Source organism: Spirillospora sp. CA-142024, assembly GCF_050942325.1.
In the GTDB taxonomy this organism is placed as follows: domain Bacteria; phylum Actinomycetota; class Actinomycetes; order Streptosporangiales; family Streptosporangiaceae; genus Spirillospora.
The window spans coordinates 2613826-2633727 of record NZ_CP192077.1 but is presented as its reverse complement, the minus strand read 5'-3'; the positions used below and the strand labels follow the sequence as shown (position 1 = coordinate 2633727).

At 72.5% G+C, this 19902-nt stretch carries 27 protein-coding genes; 11 read left to right on the top strand and 16 right to left on the bottom strand.

The window, feature by feature from the left end; all coding sequences use genetic code 11:
* Positions 1-73: 73 nt before the first annotated feature.
* Both cofC and ACQPZP_RS12735 read left to right on the top strand, forming a co-directional pair.
* A complete protein-coding gene (cofC, locus tag ACQPZP_RS12740; protein ID WP_433477833.1) occupies positions 74-751 on the top strand; it encodes a 2-phospho-L-lactate guanylyltransferase in 678 nt (225 codons plus the stop codon).
* A gap of 27 nt (positions 752-778) precedes the next feature.
* On the top strand, positions 779-982 hold the full coding sequence (locus tag ACQPZP_RS12735) for a cold-shock protein (RefSeq protein ID WP_433467968.1): 204 nt from the start codon (positions 779-781) through the stop codon (positions 980-982).
* Between the two features lie 67 nt (positions 983-1049).
* On the opposite strand, the gene ACQPZP_RS12730 is transcribed toward ACQPZP_RS12735, so the two are convergent.
* From ACQPZP_RS12730 to leuC, 4 genes are all read right to left on the bottom strand, one after another.
* Entirely contained in the window at positions 1050-1328 is a 279-nt protein-coding gene (locus tag ACQPZP_RS12730; protein ID WP_117399631.1) for an HU family DNA-binding protein, read from the bottom strand.
* Between the two features lie 158 nt (positions 1329-1486).
* The gene (locus ACQPZP_RS12725) at positions 1487-1720 is read right to left on the bottom strand and encodes a hypothetical protein (RefSeq protein ID WP_433477832.1); all 234 of its coding nucleotides are present in this window, start codon (positions 1718-1720) and stop codon (positions 1487-1489) included.
* Positions 1721-1860: 140 nt separating this feature from the next.
* On the bottom strand, positions 1861-2448 hold the full coding sequence (gene leuD / locus ACQPZP_RS12720) for a 3-isopropylmalate dehydratase small subunit (protein ID WP_433477831.1): 588 nt from the start codon (positions 2446-2448) through the stop codon (positions 1861-1863).
* 10 nt (positions 2449-2458) lie between these two features.
* Entirely contained in the window at positions 2459-3856 is a 1398-nt protein-coding gene (leuC, locus tag ACQPZP_RS12715; RefSeq protein ID WP_433477830.1) for a 3-isopropylmalate dehydratase large subunit, read from the bottom strand.
* A 97-nt stretch (positions 3857-3953) separates the two neighbouring features.
* Here leuC and ACQPZP_RS12710 point away from each other — a divergent pair, with 97 nt between their 5' ends.
* The 5 genes from ACQPZP_RS12710 to ACQPZP_RS12690 all read left to right on the top strand — a co-directional run bounded on the left by ACQPZP_RS12710 (position 3954) and on the right by ACQPZP_RS12690 (position 6743).
* Complete coding sequence (locus tag ACQPZP_RS12710; RefSeq protein WP_433467964.1) at positions 3954-4673, top strand: IclR family transcriptional regulator; 720 nt, start codon at positions 3954-3956, stop codon at positions 4671-4673.
* Between the two features lie 106 nt (positions 4674-4779).
* Complete coding sequence (locus tag ACQPZP_RS12705) at positions 4780-5409, top strand: MerR family transcriptional regulator (protein ID WP_433477829.1); 630 nt, start codon at positions 4780-4782, stop codon at positions 5407-5409.
* 95 nt (positions 5410-5504) lie between these two features.
* Positions 5505-5894: a YidH family protein gene (locus tag ACQPZP_RS12700; RefSeq protein ID WP_433477828.1), complete on the top strand. Its 390-nt coding sequence runs from the start codon at positions 5505-5507 to the stop codon at positions 5892-5894.
* A 34-nt stretch (positions 5895-5928) separates the two neighbouring features.
* The gene (locus ACQPZP_RS12695; RefSeq protein ID WP_433477827.1) at positions 5929-6234 is read left to right on the top strand and encodes a DUF202 domain-containing protein; all 306 of its coding nucleotides are present in this window, start codon (positions 5929-5931) and stop codon (positions 6232-6234) included.
* 113 nt (positions 6235-6347) lie between these two features.
* Positions 6348-6743 (top strand): RidA family protein, encoded by a 396-nt coding sequence (locus ACQPZP_RS12690; protein ID WP_433477826.1) that lies wholly within the window; start codon positions 6348-6350, stop codon positions 6741-6743.
* 16 nt (positions 6744-6759) lie between these two features.
* On the opposite strand, the gene ACQPZP_RS12685 is transcribed toward ACQPZP_RS12690, so the two are convergent.
* The gene (locus ACQPZP_RS12685) at positions 6760-7680 is read right to left on the bottom strand and encodes a LysR family transcriptional regulator (protein WP_433477825.1); all 921 of its coding nucleotides are present in this window, start codon (positions 7678-7680) and stop codon (positions 6760-6762) included.
* Between the two features lie 38 nt (positions 7681-7718).
* Between ACQPZP_RS12685 and ACQPZP_RS12680 the strand changes: the two genes are divergently transcribed.
* From ACQPZP_RS12680 to ACQPZP_RS12670, 3 genes are all read left to right on the top strand, one after another.
* A complete protein-coding gene (locus ACQPZP_RS12680) occupies positions 7719-8540 on the top strand; it encodes an SAM hydrolase/SAM-dependent halogenase family protein (protein ID WP_433477824.1) in 822 nt (273 codons plus the stop codon).
* Between the two features lie 12 nt (positions 8541-8552).
* On the top strand, positions 8553-8951 hold the full coding sequence (locus tag ACQPZP_RS12675) for an NUDIX hydrolase (RefSeq protein ID WP_433477823.1): 399 nt from the start codon (positions 8553-8555) through the stop codon (positions 8949-8951).
* 122 nt (positions 8952-9073) lie between these two features.
* Complete coding sequence (locus ACQPZP_RS12670; protein WP_433477822.1) at positions 9074-10153, top strand: hypothetical protein; 1080 nt, start codon at positions 9074-9076, stop codon at positions 10151-10153.
* 28 nt (positions 10154-10181) lie between these two features.
* Here ACQPZP_RS12670 and ACQPZP_RS12665 read toward each other — a convergent pair whose 3' ends face one another.
* The 9 genes from ACQPZP_RS12665 to ACQPZP_RS12625 form a co-directional block, all read right to left on the bottom strand.
* Entirely contained in the window at positions 10182-11546 is a 1365-nt protein-coding gene (locus tag ACQPZP_RS12665; RefSeq protein WP_433477821.1) for an NADH-quinone oxidoreductase subunit N, read from the bottom strand.
* Positions 11546-13033: a complex I subunit 4 family protein gene (locus ACQPZP_RS12660; RefSeq protein ID WP_433477820.1), complete on the bottom strand. Its 1488-nt coding sequence runs from the start codon at positions 13031-13033 to the stop codon at positions 11546-11548. Before ACQPZP_RS12660 ends, ACQPZP_RS12665 begins: the two co-directional genes overlap by 1 nt.
* A gap of 4 nt (positions 13034-13037) precedes the next feature.
* Entirely contained in the window at positions 13038-14624 is a 1587-nt protein-coding gene (locus ACQPZP_RS12655; RefSeq protein ID WP_433477819.1) for an NADH-quinone oxidoreductase subunit 5 family protein, read from the bottom strand.
* Complete coding sequence (gene nuoK, locus ACQPZP_RS12650; RefSeq protein WP_433477818.1) at positions 14621-14926, bottom strand: NADH-quinone oxidoreductase subunit NuoK; 306 nt, start codon at positions 14924-14926, stop codon at positions 14621-14623. The genes ACQPZP_RS12655 and nuoK overlap by 4 nt, the downstream gene beginning before the upstream one ends.
* Positions 14916-15422 (bottom strand): NADH-quinone oxidoreductase subunit J family protein, encoded by a 507-nt coding sequence (locus ACQPZP_RS12645; RefSeq protein ID WP_433477817.1) that lies wholly within the window; start codon positions 15420-15422, stop codon positions 14916-14918. Before ACQPZP_RS12645 ends, nuoK begins: the two co-directional genes overlap by 11 nt.
* Before the next feature lie 10 nt (positions 15423-15432).
* Entirely contained in the window at positions 15433-16296 is an 864-nt protein-coding gene (locus ACQPZP_RS12640) for an NADH-quinone oxidoreductase subunit H (protein WP_433477816.1), read from the bottom strand.
* The gene (locus ACQPZP_RS12635; RefSeq protein ID WP_433477815.1) at positions 16289-17155 is read right to left on the bottom strand and encodes a hypothetical protein; all 867 of its coding nucleotides are present in this window, start codon (positions 17153-17155) and stop codon (positions 16289-16291) included. The genes ACQPZP_RS12640 and ACQPZP_RS12635 overlap by 8 nt, the downstream gene beginning before the upstream one ends.
* Entirely contained in the window at positions 17146-17490 is a 345-nt protein-coding gene (locus tag ACQPZP_RS12630; RefSeq protein WP_433477814.1) for an NADH-quinone oxidoreductase subunit A, read from the bottom strand. Before ACQPZP_RS12630 ends, ACQPZP_RS12635 begins: the two co-directional genes overlap by 10 nt.
* 71 nt (positions 17491-17561) lie before the next feature.
* Positions 17562-18008, bottom strand: a complete 447-nt coding sequence (locus ACQPZP_RS12625) for a helix-turn-helix domain-containing protein (RefSeq protein ID WP_433467946.1) — start codon at positions 18006-18008, stop codon at positions 17562-17564.
* 202 nt (positions 18009-18210) lie between these two features.
* On the opposite strand from ACQPZP_RS12625, the gene ACQPZP_RS12620 reads away from it, so the two are divergent.
* The gene (locus tag ACQPZP_RS12620) at positions 18211-18786 is read left to right on the top strand and encodes an ArsR/SmtB family transcription factor (RefSeq protein WP_433477813.1); all 576 of its coding nucleotides are present in this window, start codon (positions 18211-18213) and stop codon (positions 18784-18786) included.
* Between the two features lie 96 nt (positions 18787-18882).
* On the opposite strand, the gene ACQPZP_RS12615 is transcribed toward ACQPZP_RS12620, so the two are convergent.
* Positions 18883-19569 (bottom strand): hypothetical protein, encoded by a 687-nt coding sequence (locus ACQPZP_RS12615; RefSeq protein ID WP_433477812.1) that lies wholly within the window; start codon positions 19567-19569, stop codon positions 18883-18885.
* Positions 19470-19889 carry a hypothetical protein gene (locus ACQPZP_RS12610; protein WP_433477811.1) on the bottom strand — a complete coding sequence of 140 codons (420 nt, stop codon included), beginning with the start codon at positions 19887-19889 and terminating at the stop codon, positions 19470-19472. Before ACQPZP_RS12610 ends, ACQPZP_RS12615 begins: the two co-directional genes overlap by 100 nt.
* Between the last annotated feature and the right edge of the window lie 13 nt (positions 19890-19902).

Here is a 19902-nt window from a genome sequence, read left to right as displayed (position 1 = left end):
CTCTTCCGTCCCCCGGGGTGAACGTGGGGTGTCCTCAAGTGTCGCGGTTGCGTGCGCATAGTGTCGAGTTGCCATGTCTACACCAGCACCGTCCACAGCAGCGCGCGGCGGGCCGCCGCTCCGCTGGTCGCTCGTCGTCCCCGTCAAGGTCCTCGCCAGGGCCAAGACCCGCATGTCGGCGGCGGCCGGGCCGCACCGGGAGGCGCTCGCGCTCGCGGTCGCGGCCGACACGGTCGCCGCCGCGCTGCGCTGCGACCGGGTCCGGACCGTGATCGTTGTCACCGACGATCCCCTTCCGGCGGCCGAGCTGGCCGCCCTCGGCGCCCGGATCGTGCCCGACGGGCCGGACGCCGGCCTGAACCCGGCGCTGGTCTACGGTGCCGGCCGGGGCCGCGAGCTCGCCGCCGGCGCGGGGGTGGGGGCGCTCTCAGCCGACCTGCCCGCTTTGCGGCCGGTTGAACTCGCCCGCGTCCTCGACGCCGCCGGGACGGCGCCCGAGGCGTTCGTCCCGGACGCGGCCGGCGTCGGCACGACGCTCTACACGGCCCGCCCGGGCGTCCCATTCTCCCCGGCGTTCGGCCGCGACTCGCGGTCCGCCCACCGCGCCCGCGGCGCGAGGGAGATCCTGCTCCCCGGCACCGACAGCGTCCGGCGCGACGTGGACACCCCGGACGACCTCCGCGCCGCCCTGGCCCTCGGCACCGGCCCCCGCACCGCGGCCGTCGCGTCGCGGCTGCCCTCGTTGGCCTAGAGTCTCGGTCATGCAGGGGACGGTGTCATGCAGGGGACGGTGAAGGCGTTCGACGCGGAGTCGCGTTCGGGCAGCGTGCTGCTCGACGACGGGACGGAGCTGCCGTTCGACGCGGAGGCGTTCGCGGCGGGCGGCCTGCGGCTGCTGCGCTTCGGCCAGCGGGTCAACCTCGCGCTGGAGGACGACCGCGTCACGGTGGTCACCCTGTCGACCTTCCCGCTGCCTTCCTGAGCGAGCCCGTATACACGTCAGCGCCCGGGACCGTGCCGGCACGGTCCCGGGCGCTGACGCGGTGAGGCTACTTCTTGCCGGCCACCAGGTTCTTGAAGTCGGCGCCCGCCTTGAACTTCGGCACGGACGTCGCGGGAACCTCGATGGTCTTGCCCGTTGCGGGGTTGCGGGCCGTACGGGCAGGCCGGTCGGCCTTCTCGAACGAACCGAACCCGGTGATCGCGACCTTGTCGCCCTTGGCGACGGCGTTCTGGATCGCGTCCAGGATGGCGTCGACGGCCTCGGCTGCGGCCTTCTTGCTGCCCAGCCGGTCAGAGATGGCGTCGACCAGCTCACGCTTGTTCATGGGTTACTCCTCTAGTTCCCCCCTTGCCCGAACGAAACTAAGGGACCCTCAGCATGGACACAATCACCTGCACGCAAACGATGGCGTGTCGCTGGCGTTTTTGTCGGCCTCGCCCCCGTCTCGCCGGGTGACCGGACCGGATCCGGCCACTGCGCACGCTAACCGACGTCGGGGCCGTCTTGGAAATCGGCGAGGAACGCGTCCAGCCTGCGGGCGGCCAGTTCGGCGTCCCGTTTCGCCAGATCGGTGATCGCCAGCAGGTGCCGGATGAGCCGCCGCCGGTCCTGCGGGGGAAGCGGCGCCACGGCCCGGTGAGCGTCACGCAACTGCCGCGCGAGCAGCGTCAACGCCGGATCGTCCCACTCAGGTCCGGTCCACGGGACCGTGTCCAATTCCCCACCCCCAAACGGTCGAACGGCTCTTCGCACTGAGCCAATTCTCCCCGCTCCCCAGCGGGCCCCGTCCATCCGGGGGTGACGAAGGCCCGGCCCGCCCGTCGAGGACGGACGTGCCGGGCCTGACGAGCGCCGCCTCAGGCGGTGGTCGGGAGCAGTGGGTTGCGGGTGGATTCGAAGTCGTTGATGGCTTCGGCGTGGCGGAGCGTCAGGCCGATGTCGTCCAGGCCCTCCATGAGCCGCCAGCGGGTGTAGTCGTCAATGTCGAAGGACGCGACGTCGGCGCCCCAGCGGACCTCGCGCTTCTCCAGGTCGACGGTGATCTCCAGGGCGGGGTCCTTCTCGACCGCGCTCTGCAGCGCCTCGACCTGCTCGCCCGTGAGGATGACCGGCAGCAGCCCCATCTTCGTGGAGTTGTTGCGGAAGATGTCGCCGAAGCGCGGCGCGATCACGACGCGGAAGCCGTACTGCTGGAGGGCCCAGACGGCGTGCTCGCGCGACGATCCGGTGCCGAAGTCGGGCCCGGCGACGAGGATGCCGGCACCCTCGTACTGCGGCTGGTTCAGGACGAACTCCGGGTCCTCGCGCCAGGCGGAGAACAGGCCCTTGTCGAAGCCGGTGCGGCTGACCTGCTTCAGCCAGACGGCCGGGATGATCTGGTCGGTGTCGACGTTGCTGCGGCGCAGCGGGACCGCGCGCCCGGTGTGGGTGGTGAACGCTTCCATTGGTGTTCCCCTAGAGGTCGGCGGGAGCGGCCAGGCGGCCGGTGACGGCGGTCGCGGCGGCGACGGCGGGCGACACCAGGTGGGTGCGGCCGCCGGGTCCCTGCCGGCCCTCGAAGTTGCGGTTGGACGTGGAGGCGCTGCGCTCGCCGGGCGTGAGCTTGTCGGGGTTCATCGCCAGGCACATCGAGCAGCCGGCCTCGCGCCACTCGGCGCCCGAGGCGGAGATGACCGCGTCCAGGCCCTCGTCCTCGGCCTGCTTCTTGACCTTCATGGAGCCGGGCACGACCAGCATCCGCACGCCGTCGGCGACCTTGCGGCCGTCGAGGACGTCCGCGACGGCGCGCAGGTCCTCGATGCGGCCGTTGGTGCAGGAGCCGACGAAGACGGTGTCGACCTTGATGTCGCGCAGCGGCGTCCCGGCGGTGAGGCCCATGTACTCCAGTGCGCGCTCGGCGGACTGCCGCGCCACCGGGTCGTCGTAGGACGCGGGGTCGGGGACGGACTCGGCGAGCGGCAGCCCCTGGCCCGGGTTCGTCCCCCAGGTGACGAACGGGGTCAGCTCGGCCGCGTCGATCACGACCTCCTTGTCGAAGACCGCGTCGTCGTCGGTGCGCAGCGACGTCCAGTACTCGACGGCCTTGTCCCACTCCTCGCCGGAGGGCGCGTGCGGGCGCCCCTTGAGGTACTCGAACGTCGTCTCGTCCGGGGCGATCATCCCGGCGCGGGCGCCGGCCTCGATGGACATGTTGCAGACCGTCATGCGGCCCTCCATCGACAGCGACCGGACGGCCTCGCCGCGGTACTCGATGACGTGGCCCTGGCCGCCGCCGGTGCCGATCCGGGCGATGATCGCCAGGATCAGGTCCTTGGCGGTGACGCCGTCGGGCAGCGCCCCGTTCACGGTGACGGCCATCGTCTTCGGCTGGATCTGCGGCAGCGTCTGCGTGGCGAGGACGTGCTCGACCTCGCTGGTGCCGATGCCGAAGGCGAGGGCGCCGAACGCGCCGTGCGTGGAGGTGTGCGAGTCGCCGCACACGACGGTCATGCCGGGCTGGGTCAGGCCGAGCTGCGGGCCGATGACGTGCACGATCCCCTGGCCCTCGTCGCCCATCGGGTGCAGCCGGATCCCGAAGTCGGAGCAGTTCTTGCGCAGCGTCTCGACCTGGGTGCGCGACACCGGGTCGGCGATCGGCTTGAGCAGGTCCGTGGTCGGGACGTTGTGGTCCTCGGTCGCGATCGTCAGGTCGGGGCGGCGCACCTGGCGGCCCGCCATCCGCAGCCCGTCGAACGCCTGCGGGCTCGTCACCTCGTGGACCAGGTGCAGGTCGATGTAGAGGAGGTCCGGCTCACCCTCGGCTCGCCGTACGACGTGCGCGTCGTACACCTTCTCGGCCAGTGTTCGGCCCATCACCTTCACCTCACCTGTAATGATCGTCAGCGCGGAGGCGCCGTGGTCCCTGTCACCTCGACTTGCATCTCAAATTACGAGACGGCAATATCAAGACATGGACAACTCTAGCGGAGTCGGCGTACTTGACAAAGCGGTTCGCGTACTGAACGCGCTGGAGGCGGGCCCGGCCTCGCTCGCGCAGCTCGTCCAGACGACGGGGCTGGCCCGCCCCACCGCCCACCGGCTGGCCGTCGCGCTGGAGCACCACCGCCTCGTGCACCGCGACACGCAGGGACGGTTCATCCTCGGGCCGCGGCTCGCCGAACTCGCGGTCGCGGCGGGCGAGGACCGCCTCCTCGCGATCGCGCAGCCCATCCTGGCCCAGCTGCGCGATCTGACCGGCGAGAGCGCCTCGCTCTTCCGCCGCCAGGGGGACGTCCGGGTCTGCGTGGCCGCCGCGGAGCGCACCAGCGGGCTGCGCGACACCATCCCGGTCGGCGCCGCGCTCCCGATGACCGCGGGCTCGGCCGCGCAGATCCTGCTCGCGTGGGAGGAGCCCGACCGGCTGCACCGCGGGCTGCGCAACGCCAAGTTCGAGGCCACGACGCTCGCGTCCGTCCGGCGCCGGGGCTGGGCGCAGAGCGTCGGCGAGCGCGAGCAGGGCGTCGGCTCGGTCTCCGCGCCCATCCGCGGCGCCGGCGGACGGGTGATCGCGGCCGTGTCGGTGTCCGGCCCGCTCGAACGGCTGACCCGCTCCCCCGGCCGGCTGCACGCCGGTCCCGTCGCCGCGGCCGCCGAGAAGATCTCCGAGGGGATGCGCCGCACGGCGTCCTGACGCCGGGGACCACCCCGAACCGTCATAAGCCGGTCAGACATCGGAAGTGCCGGTATCCCGTCGACCGACCTCGATACCGTTGGGCTCCGGTCAAGGGGGTGCGACGGTGCAGATCTCCGAGCTCAGCGATCGCAGCGGGCTCACGGTCCAGACGATCAAGTTCTACATCCGGGAGGGCCTGCTGCCGAAGGGCTCGGCCGTGAGCGCCACGCGCTCGGAGTACGACGGCCGCCACCTGGAGCGGCTGCGGCTGATCAGCGCGCTCCGCGAGGTCGGCGACCTGCCGGTCTCGGCGATCCAGCAGATCATCGAGGCCGTCGACGACGACCGCGTCGGCCTGCACCAGCTGTTCGCCACCGCCCGGCACGCGATCGGCCCGCACGTCGCCGCCCCGCACGACCCGCACTGGCGCGCCGCCCGCGAGGACGTGGACGCCCTCGTCCGCGAGCTCGGCTGGACGGTCGGCGACCGCGCCCCCGCCCGCGACCTGCTCGCGCACACCTTCGTGGCGCTGCGCCGCCTCGGCTTCCCGATCACCCTCCGGGACCTGCGCCCCTACGTGAAGGCCGCGATGGACGTCGCCGAGCACGAGGTCGGCCGGGTCGCGAGCGGCGCGCCGCGGGCCCGGACGGTCCACACGCTGATCGTCTCCACCATCCTCTACGAGCAGGTGCTCACCGCCCTGCACCGGCTCGCCCAGGAGGACGCCTCGGCCCGCCGTTTCGGCCCCGGCTGACCGCCCCCACCAGGCATTTCCGAGATGTTCGATCGGAATTGCGATTCATGTTCCGGAAATTGGACATTCGCATTCGTCGCCTAATATGAATGGCGATGACCACGACCCGGCCCCCCGAGGACCCCGGCGGCAGGTGGACCGACCGCCTGCTCGCCGAGGGCAGCGACCCCGACCCGCGCTTCTCCCTGGCCAACGAGCGCACGTTCCTGGCCTGGATCCGGACGGCGCTGGCGCTGATCGCGGGCGGCATCGGCCTCGCGCTCGCCGGCGACCTGGTCCAGCCGGCGCTGCGCAACGGCCTCGCGGTCGGCTTCGCCGCGACCGGCGCCCTCGTCGCCGCCTTCGCGTTCCGCCGCTGGCTGCGCACCGAACGCGCCCTGCGCCGCGCCGAGACGCTCCCCCCGCCCGCGCTGGCGCCGATCATGGCCTACGGCCTGGCGGCCGCCGCGATCGTCCTGCTGGTGGCCCTCCTGGCCACCCGATGACGGTGCGCGGCGGGCCGTCCCGCCGGAGGCCCCGGTGAGGCTCTGGGATCCCGGGGCGCAACTGGAGCGGACCGCGCTGGCCTGGTCGCGCACCACCCTGTCGCTGATCGCCGCCGGACTGCTGTGCGTGCGGCTCGCGCCCTCGGCGCCGGGCGCGGCCGCCGCGGCGGCGGTCGTCTGCGGCGGCGCCGCCCTCCTGCTCCGCCGCACCCGGGCGAGCCTGGGGAAGCGGCGGACCCGGCTGCCCGCGGGCGGCGGCGCGGCCGACCCGATCTCCATCCTGGTCATGACGGGTCTGACGGTGCTGCTGGCGGCGACCGCCGTCCTCTTCGCGGTTTGAGCCATGCACATAACGCATGACTGGCTTGCGAAGTCTTCGCTGGTGACATGGCCGGTCCAGGGCCTAGCGTCGATCACCTGACCGCCGTCGACCACGTCAGGAGGACCACGCAGATGCGCGTCACGCTCGGCAACCCCGCGACCGTCCCCGCGCCGCCGAACCCCGCCTACTCCCATACCGCCGTCGTGACCCAGGGATCGCTGCTGTTCGTGTCGGGTCAGATCGCCCTGGACGAGGACGGCAAAATGGACGCGCCCGGCGATATGACCCGCCAGTCCGAAGTGATCTTCTCGCTGCTGGACCGGATCCTCGCCGCCCACGGAGCCGGTTTCGAGGACGTCGTCAACGTCCGGACGTTCGTCACCGACCTGGACCGGCTGCCCGAGTACGGGGCCGTCCGCAGGCAGCACTTCACCGGCCCGCCGCCGACCAGCACGACCGTCGAGGTCTCCCGCCTGTTCCACCCGGACGCGCTGCTGGAGGTCGAGATCGTCGCCGCGCTGCCCTGAGCGGCCGCCGGGACGCTCAGCCGGTGGACGGCCGCAGCTCCCCGGCCACGTCCCGCAGGTCCGACAGGAACGCGGTGACGGCCGGGGACCGCCGCGCGTGCCGTCCCACCGCCGCGTAGACGGCGCGGCGCGGCCGGCCGGCCGTCACGGCGCGCAGCACGACGCCCTCCCGCGTCATCGCGACCGCCGCCAGCGCCGGGACGAGCGTGACGCCGAACCCCTCGGCGACCAGGCCCAGCTTGGAGATCCACTCGGCGACCCGCAGGGGCGTCTCCGGGACGAACCCGGCCGCCTCGCACCGGGCGCGCAGCGCCGCGACGGCCTCGGGGTCGTCGGCCACGATCCACGGCTCGTCCGCGAGCTCCGCCAGCGGGACGCGGTCCCGCGCGGCGAGCCGGTGGCCGCTCGGCAGCGCGACGAGGAGCGCGTCGTCCAGCAGGGGCACGAGTTCGTCCGCCGCGATCGACGGGATCTTGTGCGTGCTGACCAGCGCGATGTCGAGGTCGCCGGCGTCCAGCATCGGCAGCAGCCGCTCGGTCGTCCCCTCGCGCAGCATCGGCCGCACTCCGGGATGCCGGGCCCGGAACCGGGCGAGGGCGCGCGGGACGAGCGCGGCGTTCGCGGTGGGGAACGCGCCGAGCCGCAGTGTCCCTGCGTCCAGCCGGCGCAGGCCGTCCAGCGCGCGGGCGGTGTCGGCGAGCCGGTCGAGGAGGCCGCGCGCGTGCGGCAGCAGGTATTCCGCAGCCGGGGTCGGGCGGACACCCCGGGCCCCGCGCGCGAACAGCTCCACCCCGCAGACGTCCTCCAGCGCGGCGATCTGCCGGGACACGGCTGACTGCGTGTAACCCTCGGCGGCAGCGGCGGCGGTGAACGAGCCGAGGTCGGCGACGGAGACGAACGTCCGCAGCAGGACGGGGTCGAGGGCTTCGGCGCGCACGTCCCGGAGCATACGGGCTCGCTGGATAGCATCGCCGCATGTCCGAGAGCCGCCCGTTCGTCAGCCTGGCGACCGACTTCGGCGCCGCCTACACGGCGATCTGCGCGGGGGTGGTGTACTCCATCGCACCGGCGGCGAACGTGCTCGTGCTCAGCGACGAGATCACCCCGTTCGACGTCCGCGAGGGCGCGATGCTGCTGCGCCAGGCGCTGCCCTATCTGCCGGTCGGGGTGCACGCGGGCATCGTCGACCCGGGCGTCGGCACGCCGCGGCCGCCCGTCGCGATCGAGACCGGGCGCGGTGACGTGCTCATCGGCCCCGACAACGGCCTCCTTGTCCCGGCGGCGGAGAGGCTCGGCGGCGCCGTCCGGGCGCACGCGCTGGAGAACACGGCGTACCGGCTGCCCGAGGTGTCGGCCTCGTTCCACGGCCGCGACGTCTTCTCCCCCGCCGCCGCGCACGTCGCGAACGGCGTCGACGTCGGCGATCTCGGCGCGCAGGTCGATCCGCTGCCTCTGGACGTCCCGCCGCCGGCCGCGCGCGACGGCGAGCTGACCGCTCCCGTCCTCTACACCGACCGCTTCGGCAGCCTCATCCTCGGCGCCGAGCGCGAGGACCTGACGGCGGCGTTCGGTGAACTCCACCCGGGCACCCCGCTGGACATCGCATGGACCGTTCCCAGGCCCGGCGCCGAGCGCATCACCTTCGAGGAGACCTTCGGCGCCGTCGGCCCCGGCGTGCCGCTTCTCTGGATCGACTCGTCCGGCTGGCTGGGCCTGGCCGTGAACCAGGGCTCGGCCGCCGAGATCCTCGGTCTCGCGGACGTGCGGACCGTCACCCTGCGCGTCCCCCGCCTGTAGGAGACTGATCACGTGGAAGATCTCGATGTCGTCGCGTGGATCCAGGTGTCGGACGGCCGGATGCTCGCCGTCCGCTCACGGGGCCGCGACCTCCTCTACCTGCCCGGCGGCAAGCGCGAGCCGGGCGAGGACGACTGGTCGGCGCTGTCCCGCGAGGTCCACGAGGAACTGGACCTGGAGCTCGACCAGGCGTCCTTCCGGGAACTGGGCGTGATCAGGGCCCCGGCCCACGACCAGCCCGACTTCGCCCACGTCCGCATGGCGTGCTTCACCGCCGCCTACCGCGGCGCGATGGCGGCGGCCGGCGAGGTGGACGAGTACGTCTACGTCGGGCGCGGCGAACGCCACATGCTCGCCCCCGCGGCGCAAGCCGCGCTGGACCTCGCCGAGGAGCACGGCCTGCTCGCCTGATCGACCTTCGGCATCGCGCCCGGCGACTTTGGTCGCCGACGCATCGCCCGGTGGCCGCTGCCCGCCCGGCCCGCTCTGGAAAAGACTCGGGGCCAGGACGACCGAGCATCGAGGAGCAGGCCATGGCATCGATCAGCCGCAGGACAGTGCTGGCCGGGGCGGCGGCGGCGGCCGTCGCGGGCGGGGCCGCGGTCCGGCCCGCGCGGGCCGCCGCCCCGAAGAGCGGACGGCTGCCGCAGCACGGCGTCAACTACGACACCGAACGCGAGGTGTGGAAGCCGGAGTACGTGCGGCGCGAGATCCGCGCGATCCGCCGGGATCTGCACTGCAACGCGCTCATCCTCCTCGGCTCCGATCTGCGCCGCCTCATGCTCGCGGCCCGCTACGCGGCCGCGGAGGGCATGTTCGTCTGGTTCGAGCCGCGCCAGTTCGACCACGACGCCCGTACGACGCTGCGGTTCGTGTCGGCCGTCGCCCGGGAGGCGGAACGGCTCCGCCGCACCCACCCCGGGGTCGGCATCTCGCTGGGCTGCGAGCTGACGATCTTCATGGCCGGCCTGGTGCCCGGCAAGGACTGGATGGAACGGGCGGCCAACCTCGGCACTCCGGCGGGGTGGGGGTACGACAAGCGTCTCAACGCCTTCCTCGGACGGGCGCTGAAGACCGTCCGCCCCCTGTTCGGCGGCCGCCTCACCTACACGTCCGGCGTGTGGGAGAACGTCGTCTGGCGCGGCTTCGACGTGGTCGGCGTCGACCTGTACAGGGATGCGTCGAACAAGGCGACCTATGTCCAGGACGTCCGGGCGCTGCACCGGTTCGGCAAGCCGGTCGTCATCACCGAGTTCGGGTGCTGCACGTACCGGGGCGCGGACGAGCGCGGCGGCGACGGGTTCGACATCGTCGACTGGACGCAGGACCCGCCCGTCGTCCCGCCGGGGTACGTCCGGGACGAGCGGACGCAGGCCCGCTACATCTCCGAACTCCTGGACGTCTACGAGGCCGAGGGCGTGCACGGCGCGTTCGTCTACAACTTCATCGACGCCGACTCGCCCTACTCGCCCGAGCCGTGCCACGACCTCGACATGGCGGGGTTCTCGCTGGTCAAGGTGCTCCCGGCGGACTCCCGCCTCGGCTACGAGAAGACCGGCCACTGGGAGCCGAAGCTCGCGTTCCGCACCCTGGCCCGCCGCTACGCCCCCTAGTCGCTCTCAGGGCCGGCCCTTACGCCGGTCATGTGAGCGCGATCCCGCTGCCGATGCCCAGCGCCAGCGAGAACACCGCGGCGGTCACCGCGACCGCCGCGGCCGCGCGCGCCGGACGCGACGGGAGGGACTGCCGCCGGAACAGCGGGACGATCCAGCGCAGGTAGTAGAAGACGCTCGCGACCGTGTTCACCGCCGCGACCACGGCGAGCCAGACGTATCCGCCGTCGATGGCGGCACCGAACATCAGGACCTTCCCGACGAACACGGCGGTCGGCGGCGTGCCGACGAACCCGAGCAGGCAGACGATCAGCGAGAGGCCCAGGAGCGGTGACCCGCGCAGCAGTCCGGCGTAGCCGCTCAGGTCGTCCCGTCCCACGGCGAGAACGACGGCGAACGCCCCGAGGTTCGTCACCGCGTAGGCCGCGACGTAGTACAGCAGCGCGGGTTGCGCCAGGTCCGTCCGTCCCGCCATCGCGACCGGGACGAGGAGGAACCCCGCCTGGCCGATGGTCGAGTACGCCAGCAGGCGCCGGACGTTGTCCTGCCCGAACGCGGCGAGGTTGCCGAGCGTCATCGTCGCCGCCGCGACCACGGCGAGGAGCGCGGGCCAGCCGTCCGGGCGCGTCTCGGCCGCGAACCGGTAAAGGGCGGCGAACGCACCGATCTTCGGGACGGTGGTGACGTACGCGGCGACGGCCGGCGGGGCGCCCTCGGCCACGTCCGGCACCCAGAAGTGCCCGGGGACGGCGCCCGCCTTGAACAGCGGTCCGGCGAGCAGCGCGACGACGCCCGCCGCGACCGCCGCCGGCGGCGCGTCCGCCAGCCCGGCCCGCAGCACCAGGTAGGCCGTCCCGCGCCCGACCCCGAACAGCAGCGTCACACCGGCGAGCATCAGCACGCCGAGCAGCGCGCCCATCAGGTAGTACTTCAGCGCGGCCTCCGTTCCGGCCGCGTCCTTGCCGAACCCGGCGAGCGCGTACGCGGGGATGCTCGCCAGCAGGTACGCGGCGACGAGCACCAGCAGGTCGGCCGAGGTGCCGAGCAGGATCGCGCCCAGCGCCGAAAGGAGGATCAGCACATAGTGCTCGCTCTCCCGCGGATGGCCGCGCACCCGGCCTGCCGCCAGCACCACGATCGCCGCCGTCGAGCCGAGCACGGCGATCCGGGTGACGTGCGTGACCGGGTCGACGCGGAGGGCGTCGAAGACCACCAGATCGGGACGCGCGGCGGCGACGCCCGCGGCGGCCAGCCCCGCGACGAGTCCTGCCAGGCAGATCACGCCGACCCGCCACTGCCCGCGGCGCGGCAGGAACAGCCCGGCGACGAGCCCGAGGACGGCGGCGCCGAGCACGCACAGCTCGGGGGCGAGGTCGGCCGGGTTCTCGTTCATCACCGGCCCACCAGCGCGACGACGGCCGCCGACAGCGGCTCGATCGTGTCGAGCAGGACGCGCGGCGCGACGCCGATGAGCAGCGACAGCGCCAGCAGCGGGACGAGCGCCGCCAGCTCGGGCCGCCGCACGTCGGTGACCCGCGGGGTCAGCTCACCGGGCGGTCCGAGCACGGCCGTGTGCAGGACGCGCAGGAACAGCGCCGCCGTGATCAGGATGCCGAGGATCGCCAACGTGCCGGTCACGGCCGTCGCCGCCGTCCCCGTCCCGATCGTCCCGGCGAAGATCTGGAACTCGGCGATGAATCCGGACAGCCCGGGCAGCCCCAGCGAGGCGAACGCGGCGATCCCGATCAGCCAGGCGAAGACCGGTGCGTCACCGGCGATGCCGCCGAACCGCCCGAGATCGTAGCTTCCGGCCCGCTCGTACAGGACCCCGCACAGCAGGAACAGGGCGCCGGTCACCAGCCCGTGGCTGACCATCTGCGTGACCGCGCCGGTCACCGCGAGCCGCCGCGCGTCCGCGCCGCCGGAGGTGTACCCGGCCGCCCCCAGCGCCAGAACGATGTAGCCCATGTGGTTGACGGACGTGTAGGCCACGAGCCGCTTGACGTTGTCCTGTGCGAGCGCGACCAGCGCCCCGTACAGGACGCTCACAAGGCCGACGATCAGTATGACCAGGGCGTAGCGGCGCCAGGCGTCCGGCAGCATCGGCATCGCGATCCGGACGAGGCCGTACGTGCCCATCTTCAGCATGACCGCGGCGAGGATCGCCGACCCGGCGGCGGGCGCGTCGGTGTGCGCGGGCGGCAGCCACGTGTGGAACGGGACGACGGGCGTCTTGATCCCGAGACCGATCGCGACGGCGAGGAGCGTCAGCGCGGCCAGGCCCGGCGATCCGGCGAGCGGCGGCGTCCGGGTCAGCTCCACCATGTCGAACGTGTGCGGGTCGGCCCCGAGGTAGATCCCGATGAACCCCAGCAGCAGGACGAGCGACCCCAGGAACGTGTACAGGAAGAACTTCAGCGCCGAGCGCGACCGGTCGCCGTGCCCCCAAAGCAGGATCACGAAGTACATGCCGACGATGGACAGGTCGAAGAAGACGAAGAACAGCAGCAGGTCGAGGGCCGCGAACAGCCCGAGGCACACCGTCTCCAGGGAGAGGAACACGCTCGCGAACGCCCGCACCTGGTGCGTCCGGCGCAACGAGTACACCGCGCATGCCGCGAACAGGACGGCGGTCATCGCCAGCAGCGGCAGCGACAGCCCGTCCACGCCCACGTGGTAGCCGGCCCGGACGGACGGAATCCACCGCACGTCCGTCTCGAACGAGACCCCGCCGCCGGTCCCGTGCACGACCCACATGCCTGTGACGAGGGCGCACTCCAGCAGGCTGACGCCGATCCACGCCCAGGGCACGGCGCGTCGCGGGACCCCCGGCAGCGCCAGCGCGACCGCCGCCGGAAGGAAGATCACCAGCGTCAGCATCGGCTCACCCGGCCAGGAGGGCGACGGCGACGAGCACCGCGAGCACGACCGCGGCCTGGGCGTAGTACATGTGGACCTGCCCGGTCTGCGGACGCCTCGCCAGCGCGGCCAGCCCCCGCGCGGCGCGTCCGACCGCGCCGACCAGCCCGTCCACCCGGAACTCGACACGACGACCCGTGAGACCGGCGAGCGACCGTCCGCCGCGCGCGACGCCGCGCACCGCACCGTCGACAACGCGATCGTCGAAGCGGGCCAGGGCCCGCGCGGCCGCCAGCACGGGACGGACCACCGCGACCGAGACGGCCCGCTCCAGATGCAGCCAGTCCACGGCCCATCCGGGCTCCGGAACCCGCCGGACGGCCACGACCGCGCCCGTCGTGATCAGCGCGAGCACACCGGAAAGCACGGCCACCCGCACGTCGGGGCCGCCCTCGCCCGGGACGTCCAGAATCCGCCGCCAGCCGTCCGCCACCGCCGGAATCCCGAGCGCCCCGAGCGAGCCCGCCGGGAGCGCGAGCACCACCAACGGAGCCCGCTCCAAGAACCGCAGTTCGGAGCCCTCGGCGGGTCGGAGCAAACCCACCAAGGCCTTGGCGGCGTACACGGCCGACAGCACGGACGCCGCGAGCCCCACCGCGAGCAGTCCGGCCGACCGCTCGAAGGCGCCGCCCAGTACCTCGTCCTTGGTGACCCACAGCGAGAGGGGCGGGACGCCGGCCAGCGCAAGCGCCCCCACGCCGAACACGACGCCGACCAGCCGATCGCGCCGGGCCCACACTCCGGCGCACAGAAAGAGCAGGCTCTTCACCGCCGCATGCGCGACGAGTTGGGCCGCCCCGCCGGCCACGGAACCGACGCCCGCCGCCAGCACCATGAAACCGATCTGCGCGCACGTGGACGCGGCGAGAAGCTGTTTGAGGTCGCGCTGGGCCACCGCGACAGCGCCCAGGACCAGCGCGGTGAGCGCACCCGTCCAGCTAACGAGCGTCTCAGCCCATCCGGTCGCGGCCAGCAGCGGATGCAGACGCATCAGCAGGTACGCGCCGGCGGCGACCATCGTGGCCGAATGCAGCAGTGCGGACACCGGGCTGGGTCCGGCCATCGCCCGTGACAGCCAGAACGAGAAGGGCAGCTGTGCCGACTTCCCGAGCGCGGCGACCACCACTCCCGCCGCGACGAGGTCCCGCCAGGGGGCGCCGGCGCCGGCGAGGTCGTCGAGCCGCAGCGAATGGGCTCCGGCGACCGCGAATCCGGCCGCCGCGTAGAGGCCCATGTCGGCGGCCCGAGTGGTCAGGAAGGCGACGTTCGCCGACCGCACCCGGTCCGCGTCCGGCCACAGGTAGCCGATGAGCGCGTACGACGTGGCGCCCATGACCTCCCAGCCCATCAGCAACAGCAGCAGATCGGTGGCGGTCACCGTGACCGCCATGGCCGCCGCGAACAGCAGCATCAGCAGGTGGAACCGGGCACCGAACCCCTCCCCCGCCGCATACGCGAGGACGGCCACCAGGACGACGCCCAGGGTCACGAGGAGCACGGCGGACAGCCCGTCCACCGCCGGCCCGCCCGCCCACCCCGGAAGCACCGTCATCCGCGCAGGTCCCCGGCGTCATCGGTCATGTCCACGTCGCGCGCCCGGAACAGCGCGGTGACGACGGCGAACCCCATCGCCATCTCCAGCGCCATCACCGTGATCGCGACGAGCACGAGGACCTGCCCGTCCGCCGTGCCGGGCGACACCCAGTACCAGAACCCGGCCCCGGCGACCAGCACGCCGTTGACCATGAGTTCGAGACCCATGATCAGCATCACGATCGACCGCTGCGACAGCGCCCCGAACAGCCCGACGCAGAACAGCGCGGCGGCGAGCAGCAGGAACGTCTCAAGCGTCACGGTCGTACCGCCCCCGGTGCGTGGCCAGCACCACGGTCGCGATCATGGTGGCCAGGATGGCGACGCCGATCACCATCATGACCGGCATCTTCGGCCCCATGATCGACTCGCCGAGCGCGACGGTCGGATCGCGCGGCGGACGCCCCGCCCGCTCCGGCCACGGAACCGCGAAGATCCCGGCCGCCAGCGCCGCGAACGCGGCCCCCGAGATGGCGAACGCGCCCCGCGCGTTGTGGGTCATCGTCATCGGCATGAGCCCGCCCGGGTTCATCATGTACATGATCATGAAGACGGCCATCACCAGCATCTCCATGATCATCATGAGCACGACCAGCACGCCGAGGTAGTGCAGGTCGATCAGCAGCAGCTCGGCTCCGGTGCACAGGAACGACGCCAGCAGCGCGAACGTCGCCCGCGCCATCGAGTCCACGGCGAACACGGCGATGCCGGACCCGACCGCGGCGACGGCGAGCACCCAGAACGCGACGGCCTCCACGATCCCCTCCTCACACCACGACGATCGCGACGACGAGCATCTGCAGCACCGTGGCCGGGATCAGGACCGTCCACGCCACGGTCATGGCGCGGTCCATGCGCAGCACCGGCACGCGCCGCCGCGTCCACACCAGCAGGGTGAGGACGGCGCACGTCTTCACCAGGGACCACGCCCACCCCGGCAGCAGCGGCCCCGCTCCGCCCCCGAGGAACAGCGGGACGGCGACCGCGGACGCCACCGTCAGCAGCCCGTACCGTCCCGCGAGGAAGACGAGCCGGTCGGGTCCGGACAGCTCGGCCAGGACGCCCCCGGCCACATCACCGCCCACCGGGTGGTCGAACGGCCCCCAGAACGCCATCGCCGCCGCCGAGACCAGGTAGACGGCGAACGCGACCGGCATCCACACCGCGAACCAGAGCCCGTCCTGCGCGCCGCCGATCACCCTCAGGTCCAGTGAGTGCGCGGCCAGCGCGGCGGTGATGAGCGCGAACATGTGCGGCAGTTCGTACGCCAGCCCCTGCGCGATGAACCGGTAGCCGCCGACCAGCCCGAACGCCGAGTTGACGCCCCAGCCGGCCAGCCACACCGACCCCCATGCCACGACCTCCATGGCGTTGAACCAGACGACGCCGACCCTCGTCGCGACCGCCGCACGCTCACCGAACGGCACCACCAGGGCCGCGAGGGCCGCCGCCACCGGCAGCGAGACGACCCCGATCCGGGTCAGCAGCACATCGGACCTGGCCGTGACCCGCCGCTGCGTCGTCAGCAGCCGCGCGACCTCCTGGAACGGTTCGGCCGGGCGGCCGGCGAGCGCGCCGCTCAGCGCGGCCGCCGCCACCGCCAGCACTCCCAGCACCAGGACCTCAGCCATCGGCGCCCGCCCCGAGATCCGGGTCGAGGCTCGCCACGATCAGCCGGGCCTGGGCCAGCCCGGCTCCTTCGAGCCGCGACGGCAGCCGCTCCAGCACCTCGCCCCAGGGAGCGCGCGGACGATGGACCCGCCCCTCCAGGGACTCGGCGATCTCCCGCAGCCACTCGTCCAATCGCTCCTGCACACCGCCGACGCCCCGCGTCATCCATCGCAGGGCCCGCGACCGCCCGACCGTCCGTGCGAACGCCGCGAACCGCCGCGCCGGCACGTCGCCGGTTGCACCGGTCAACGCCTCGTCCCGCAGGACGGCCGCGCGCTCCCCCGCCGCCTCCCACCCTGCGACGCGCAGCAGCCGCGACACGCTGTCGAGGCGAGCGGCCGCCTGCCGCTCCTCCGTCCAGAACGTCCCCTCGCCCGTGTCGACGGCGGTGGCCCCGGCGGCCTGGACGACGTCCCCCTGCAACGTCAGATCGACGCGCAGCCCGGCGGGCCAGTACGGCAGGACGGGCCCGAGCGGCACATGCAGGACATCGAGCCGCAGCCCGTCCCGGTCGTCCGCCCGTCCGGCCATGCCGGCGTCCATCTCCAGGGGGCCGCGCGAACCGCCGGCGACCCCTTCCAGATCGGACGCCGACGCGCGCGTGCGCGGCTCCGGCATGTCCCGCCACACGGTGTCGATGGCCTCGGCCAGGGCGGGGCCCGGGTTCCCGCACACCACGAGCAGCCCCGTCTCGGCGGACGACAAGGCGGGACGCCATCCCCGGGTCCGCAGCGTCCCTTCGACCGCGAGCCGATCCCCTGTCCCGTCCGCCGCCGTGACGACGAACGGGCGCGGGGCCGCGAACCGGCTCAGGCCCACCGCAGCGCCCCCTCCCGCCACGCGTAGAGGACGCCGACCAGCAGCAGCGCGAGGAAGGCGAACATCTCCACGACCGCCTTGACGCCGATCGACGCGACGACGAGCGCCCACGGATACATGAAGACCATCTCCATGTCGAAGGCCAGGAAGACCATCGACACCGCGTACCAGCGCACGTGGTACCGCGACAGCGCGTGCTCGGCCGGCCGCGCCCCCGAAAGGAACGGCCCGCTCACGAACCCCCGTGGCGCGGCCGCGAAGGACACGGCGTAGACCCCCGCCACCACGGCCGCCACCAGCCCGAGAACCGAGAGGACGACGACGTGCGGCGGCATTGCCCCTCCGGGGTACGGGTGACCTGCTAGTCGCCCTCTACCTGATCGGGCCGTCCGCGAAACATCGGCCGCTAGGCGTGCCGTTCCCGGTCGGCCTCGGCGGCGGCGAGGATCATCTCGTCCACGACCCAGCGGGCCTCGGGCGAGAGGTCGACGAGGGCGCGCAGAACCTCGGGCCGGATGATGCCGTGCTCGACGTCCCGGCGCAGCGCCTTCAGCGTCAGGTCGTCGCCGATCGGGTCGGACTCGCTGGAGAAGCCGAAGTAGCCGATCGGTACGCCGAAGAACGTGGCGAGCGCCGTCAGCGTCTTGAGCTGCGGGTTCTCCTGCCGTCCGGTGCGCAGCTTCCATACGGTGGTGGACGAGATGTCCTCCCCGGTGGCGCGGGCGATGGCGGCGGCCGTGTCCACGTTGTTGCGCGGCGGCCCGGCCTCCGCCGGCCACAGGTTCCGGATGAGCCACTCGACCTTCTCGGCGAGCGACGCCCCGGGCGGCACTTCCTCCACCTGATGCTGCATTCGGCTCCCTCTCACCCTTGCCAGCGATTTAAGTTGACCACACCCGCGTTCGTCAGCCAAGGACGCGCACCCCGGGCGCGGCGCCCGTCGGGACCACAGGGGGACCCACCGCTTACCTCTCAGGTCGCGGCCCCTCGTCCTCTCCGGTGAACTTTGCCAAGAAGCGTTGCAAAGGCCCTTTGCAACTTTTAGCGTCCTTTTCATGAAGGAACAACCGGCCCCGGAGGTGATCACCGATCCGCAGCAGGTGCGGCTGCTGGCGCACCCGCTGCGGCAGCGGATCGCCGAGATCATGCGGCGCGGGCCCGTCTCGTCCACCACCCTGGCCCGCGAGCTGGGCGAGAGCACCGGCTCGACGAGCTACCACCTGCGGCAGCTCGCCAGGCACGGGTTCGTGGAGGAGGTCCCGGAGCTCGCGCGCGGGCGGGAGCGCTGGTGGCGGGCCGTGCCCGGCGACCGGCGGCTTCCCCCGTACCGCGAGCAGTCGCCGAAGATGCGCGAGGCGGTGGAGGAGGTGACCCGGCTGGAGTTCGCGAACGAACTGGAGATGCTCGCGCGCTACCAGCGGGAACGCGACGGGATGGGCCCCTGGGCGGACGCCCTGCTCTTCTCGTTCGGCACGGTCACGCTGACGCCGGACCAGTTGCGTCCCTTCTTCGAGGAGTACATAGCACTCCTCTACCGGTACAAACGCGACGACGACGACCCGCCGCCGGACGCGCGGACCCTGCACACCAGATTCCTGGCGTTCCCGGAGGTGTCAACTACTCGGCCCTGAAGGACCGGGCTTGTTGGCTCAGTCCGAAGAGCGTTGCTTATGCTCCCGACTGCCCTCTACGGCGGGGCGGTCACGGGTCACATCGCCGGTTCCCGCTCAGGCGGGGACCAGTGGGGGCATGTTGACGAATACCCACGCCGAGCGTGCGCGGTCGCGCACGTTGACCCCGGCGACGACGTCGGCGGGCCCAGCGAGGCCGCACCGACGACAGCAGAAAAAAGACCGCCGTGCTCGCTGGTCGCGTCGAACCGTGACCCGCTCGCGGATACCGCCCAGTTGTTCCAGGGCAATGCCGCGTTCGGTGCGTTGGGCGACAGCAACAACGGTCTTGGAAATCCTGTGATTGGTGTGGGTGGCGTGCCGGGATTCCCGGCGTGCGCGCTTTTTGAGGAGCTGGACGGCCGAGCGTGTCTTCTCGGCCTGGATCTCGGCCTTCTTGCGGGCCTGCCAGCGCCGGTAGCGGTCCAGGCGCCGCCCGCAGTGGTTGTCGGCGTCGCTGGTGGTGTTGCTGATGCCCCGGTCCACCCCGATCCAGTCCTTCGGCTCATACCTCTCGGCCTCGGGGACCTCGCACGTGGCGATCAGGAACCACTTGCCGTCCCGCAACACCAGGTCCGATTCGCCCTTGCGGTGCTGGGTGAGCTGCTTGAGCGCCGTGGCCGAACAGGCGAAGCGGACGTGCTTCAGGCACCCGTCCATCGTCCAGACCGATACGGTCTGGGCGTCGTAGTTCCACGACAGGCACCGGTCGTCGTAGGTGTGCGCGGCATCCGCACGGAACACGATCGGCTTGGAGGTGGCCTTGCGGCGCCGCTTGGACCGATCACTCCCAGGTTCCCGGCCCGGATGTTGGCCCGCAACGTGGTGTAGGCATCCACCACGCGTTTGATGACATGCTGCGCGGCCTGCGCACCCAGACCACGGGCCTTGAGCTCGCCATAGGCCATCGACCTCAGATCCTTGACGGATCCCTTGAGCCCGTACGCCTCGAACGAGGCGGCCGAAACCCAGTTCGCGCACTCGTTGACCATGTGCAGGGTGCGCTCAAGCGCCGGCGCCTGCCCGGCGTCCGGCATCAACTTCACCTGCACAACGATCTTCACGACCGTGATCGTA

What these genes read in the sequence shown, in the direction of transcription:
- cofC (WP_433477833.1), top strand. Translation starts at nt 74, where the DNA reads ATGTCTACACCAGCACCGTCCACAGCAGCGCGCGGCGGGCCGCCGCTC.
- ACQPZP_RS12735 (WP_433467968.1), top strand. Translation starts at nt 779, where the DNA reads ATGCAGGGGACGGTGAAGGCGTTCGACGCGGAGTCGCGTTCGGGCAGC.
- ACQPZP_RS12730 (WP_117399631.1), bottom strand. Translation starts at nt 1,328, where the DNA reads ATGAACAAGCGTGAGCTGGTCGACGCCATCTCTGACCGGCTGGGCAGC.
- leuD (WP_433477831.1), bottom strand. Translation starts at nt 2,448, where the DNA reads ATGGAAGCGTTCACCACCCACACCGGGCGCGCGGTCCCGCTGCGCCGC.
- leuC (WP_433477830.1), bottom strand. Translation starts at nt 3,856, where the DNA reads ATGGGCCGAACACTGGCCGAGAAGGTGTACGACGCGCACGTCGTACGG.
- ACQPZP_RS12710 (WP_433467964.1), top strand. Translation starts at nt 3,954, where the DNA reads ATGGACAACTCTAGCGGAGTCGGCGTACTTGACAAAGCGGTTCGCGTA.
- ACQPZP_RS12700 (WP_433477828.1), top strand. Translation starts at nt 5,505, where the DNA reads ATGACCACGACCCGGCCCCCCGAGGACCCCGGCGGCAGGTGGACCGAC.
- ACQPZP_RS12690 (WP_433477826.1), top strand. Translation starts at nt 6,348, where the DNA reads ATGCGCGTCACGCTCGGCAACCCCGCGACCGTCCCCGCGCCGCCGAAC.
- ACQPZP_RS12680 (WP_433477824.1), top strand. Translation starts at nt 7,719, where the DNA reads ATGTCCGAGAGCCGCCCGTTCGTCAGCCTGGCGACCGACTTCGGCGCC.
- ACQPZP_RS12670 (WP_433477822.1), top strand. Translation starts at nt 9,074, where the DNA reads ATGGCATCGATCAGCCGCAGGACAGTGCTGGCCGGGGCGGCGGCGGCG.
- ACQPZP_RS12665 (WP_433477821.1), bottom strand. Translation starts at nt 11,546, where the DNA reads ATGAACGAGAACCCGGCCGACCTCGCCCCCGAGCTGTGCGTGCTCGGC.
- ACQPZP_RS12660 (WP_433477820.1), bottom strand. Translation starts at nt 13,033, where the DNA reads ATGCTGACGCTGGTGATCTTCCTTCCGGCGGCGGTCGCGCTGGCGCTG.
- ACQPZP_RS12655 (WP_433477819.1), bottom strand. Translation starts at nt 14,624, where the DNA reads ATGACGGTGCTTCCGGGGTGGGCGGGCGGGCCGGCGGTGGACGGGCTG.
- ACQPZP_RS12640 (WP_433477816.1), bottom strand. Translation starts at nt 16,296, where the DNA reads ATGGCTGAGGTCCTGGTGCTGGGAGTGCTGGCGGTGGCGGCGGCCGCG.
- ACQPZP_RS12630 (WP_433477814.1), bottom strand. Translation starts at nt 17,490, where the DNA reads ATGCCGCCGCACGTCGTCGTCCTCTCGGTTCTCGGGCTGGTGGCGGCC.
- ACQPZP_RS12625 (WP_433467946.1), bottom strand. Translation starts at nt 18,008, where the DNA reads ATGCAGCATCAGGTGGAGGAAGTGCCGCCCGGGGCGTCGCTCGCCGAG.
- ACQPZP_RS12620 (WP_433477813.1), top strand. Translation starts at nt 18,211, where the DNA reads ATGAAGGAACAACCGGCCCCGGAGGTGATCACCGATCCGCAGCAGGTG.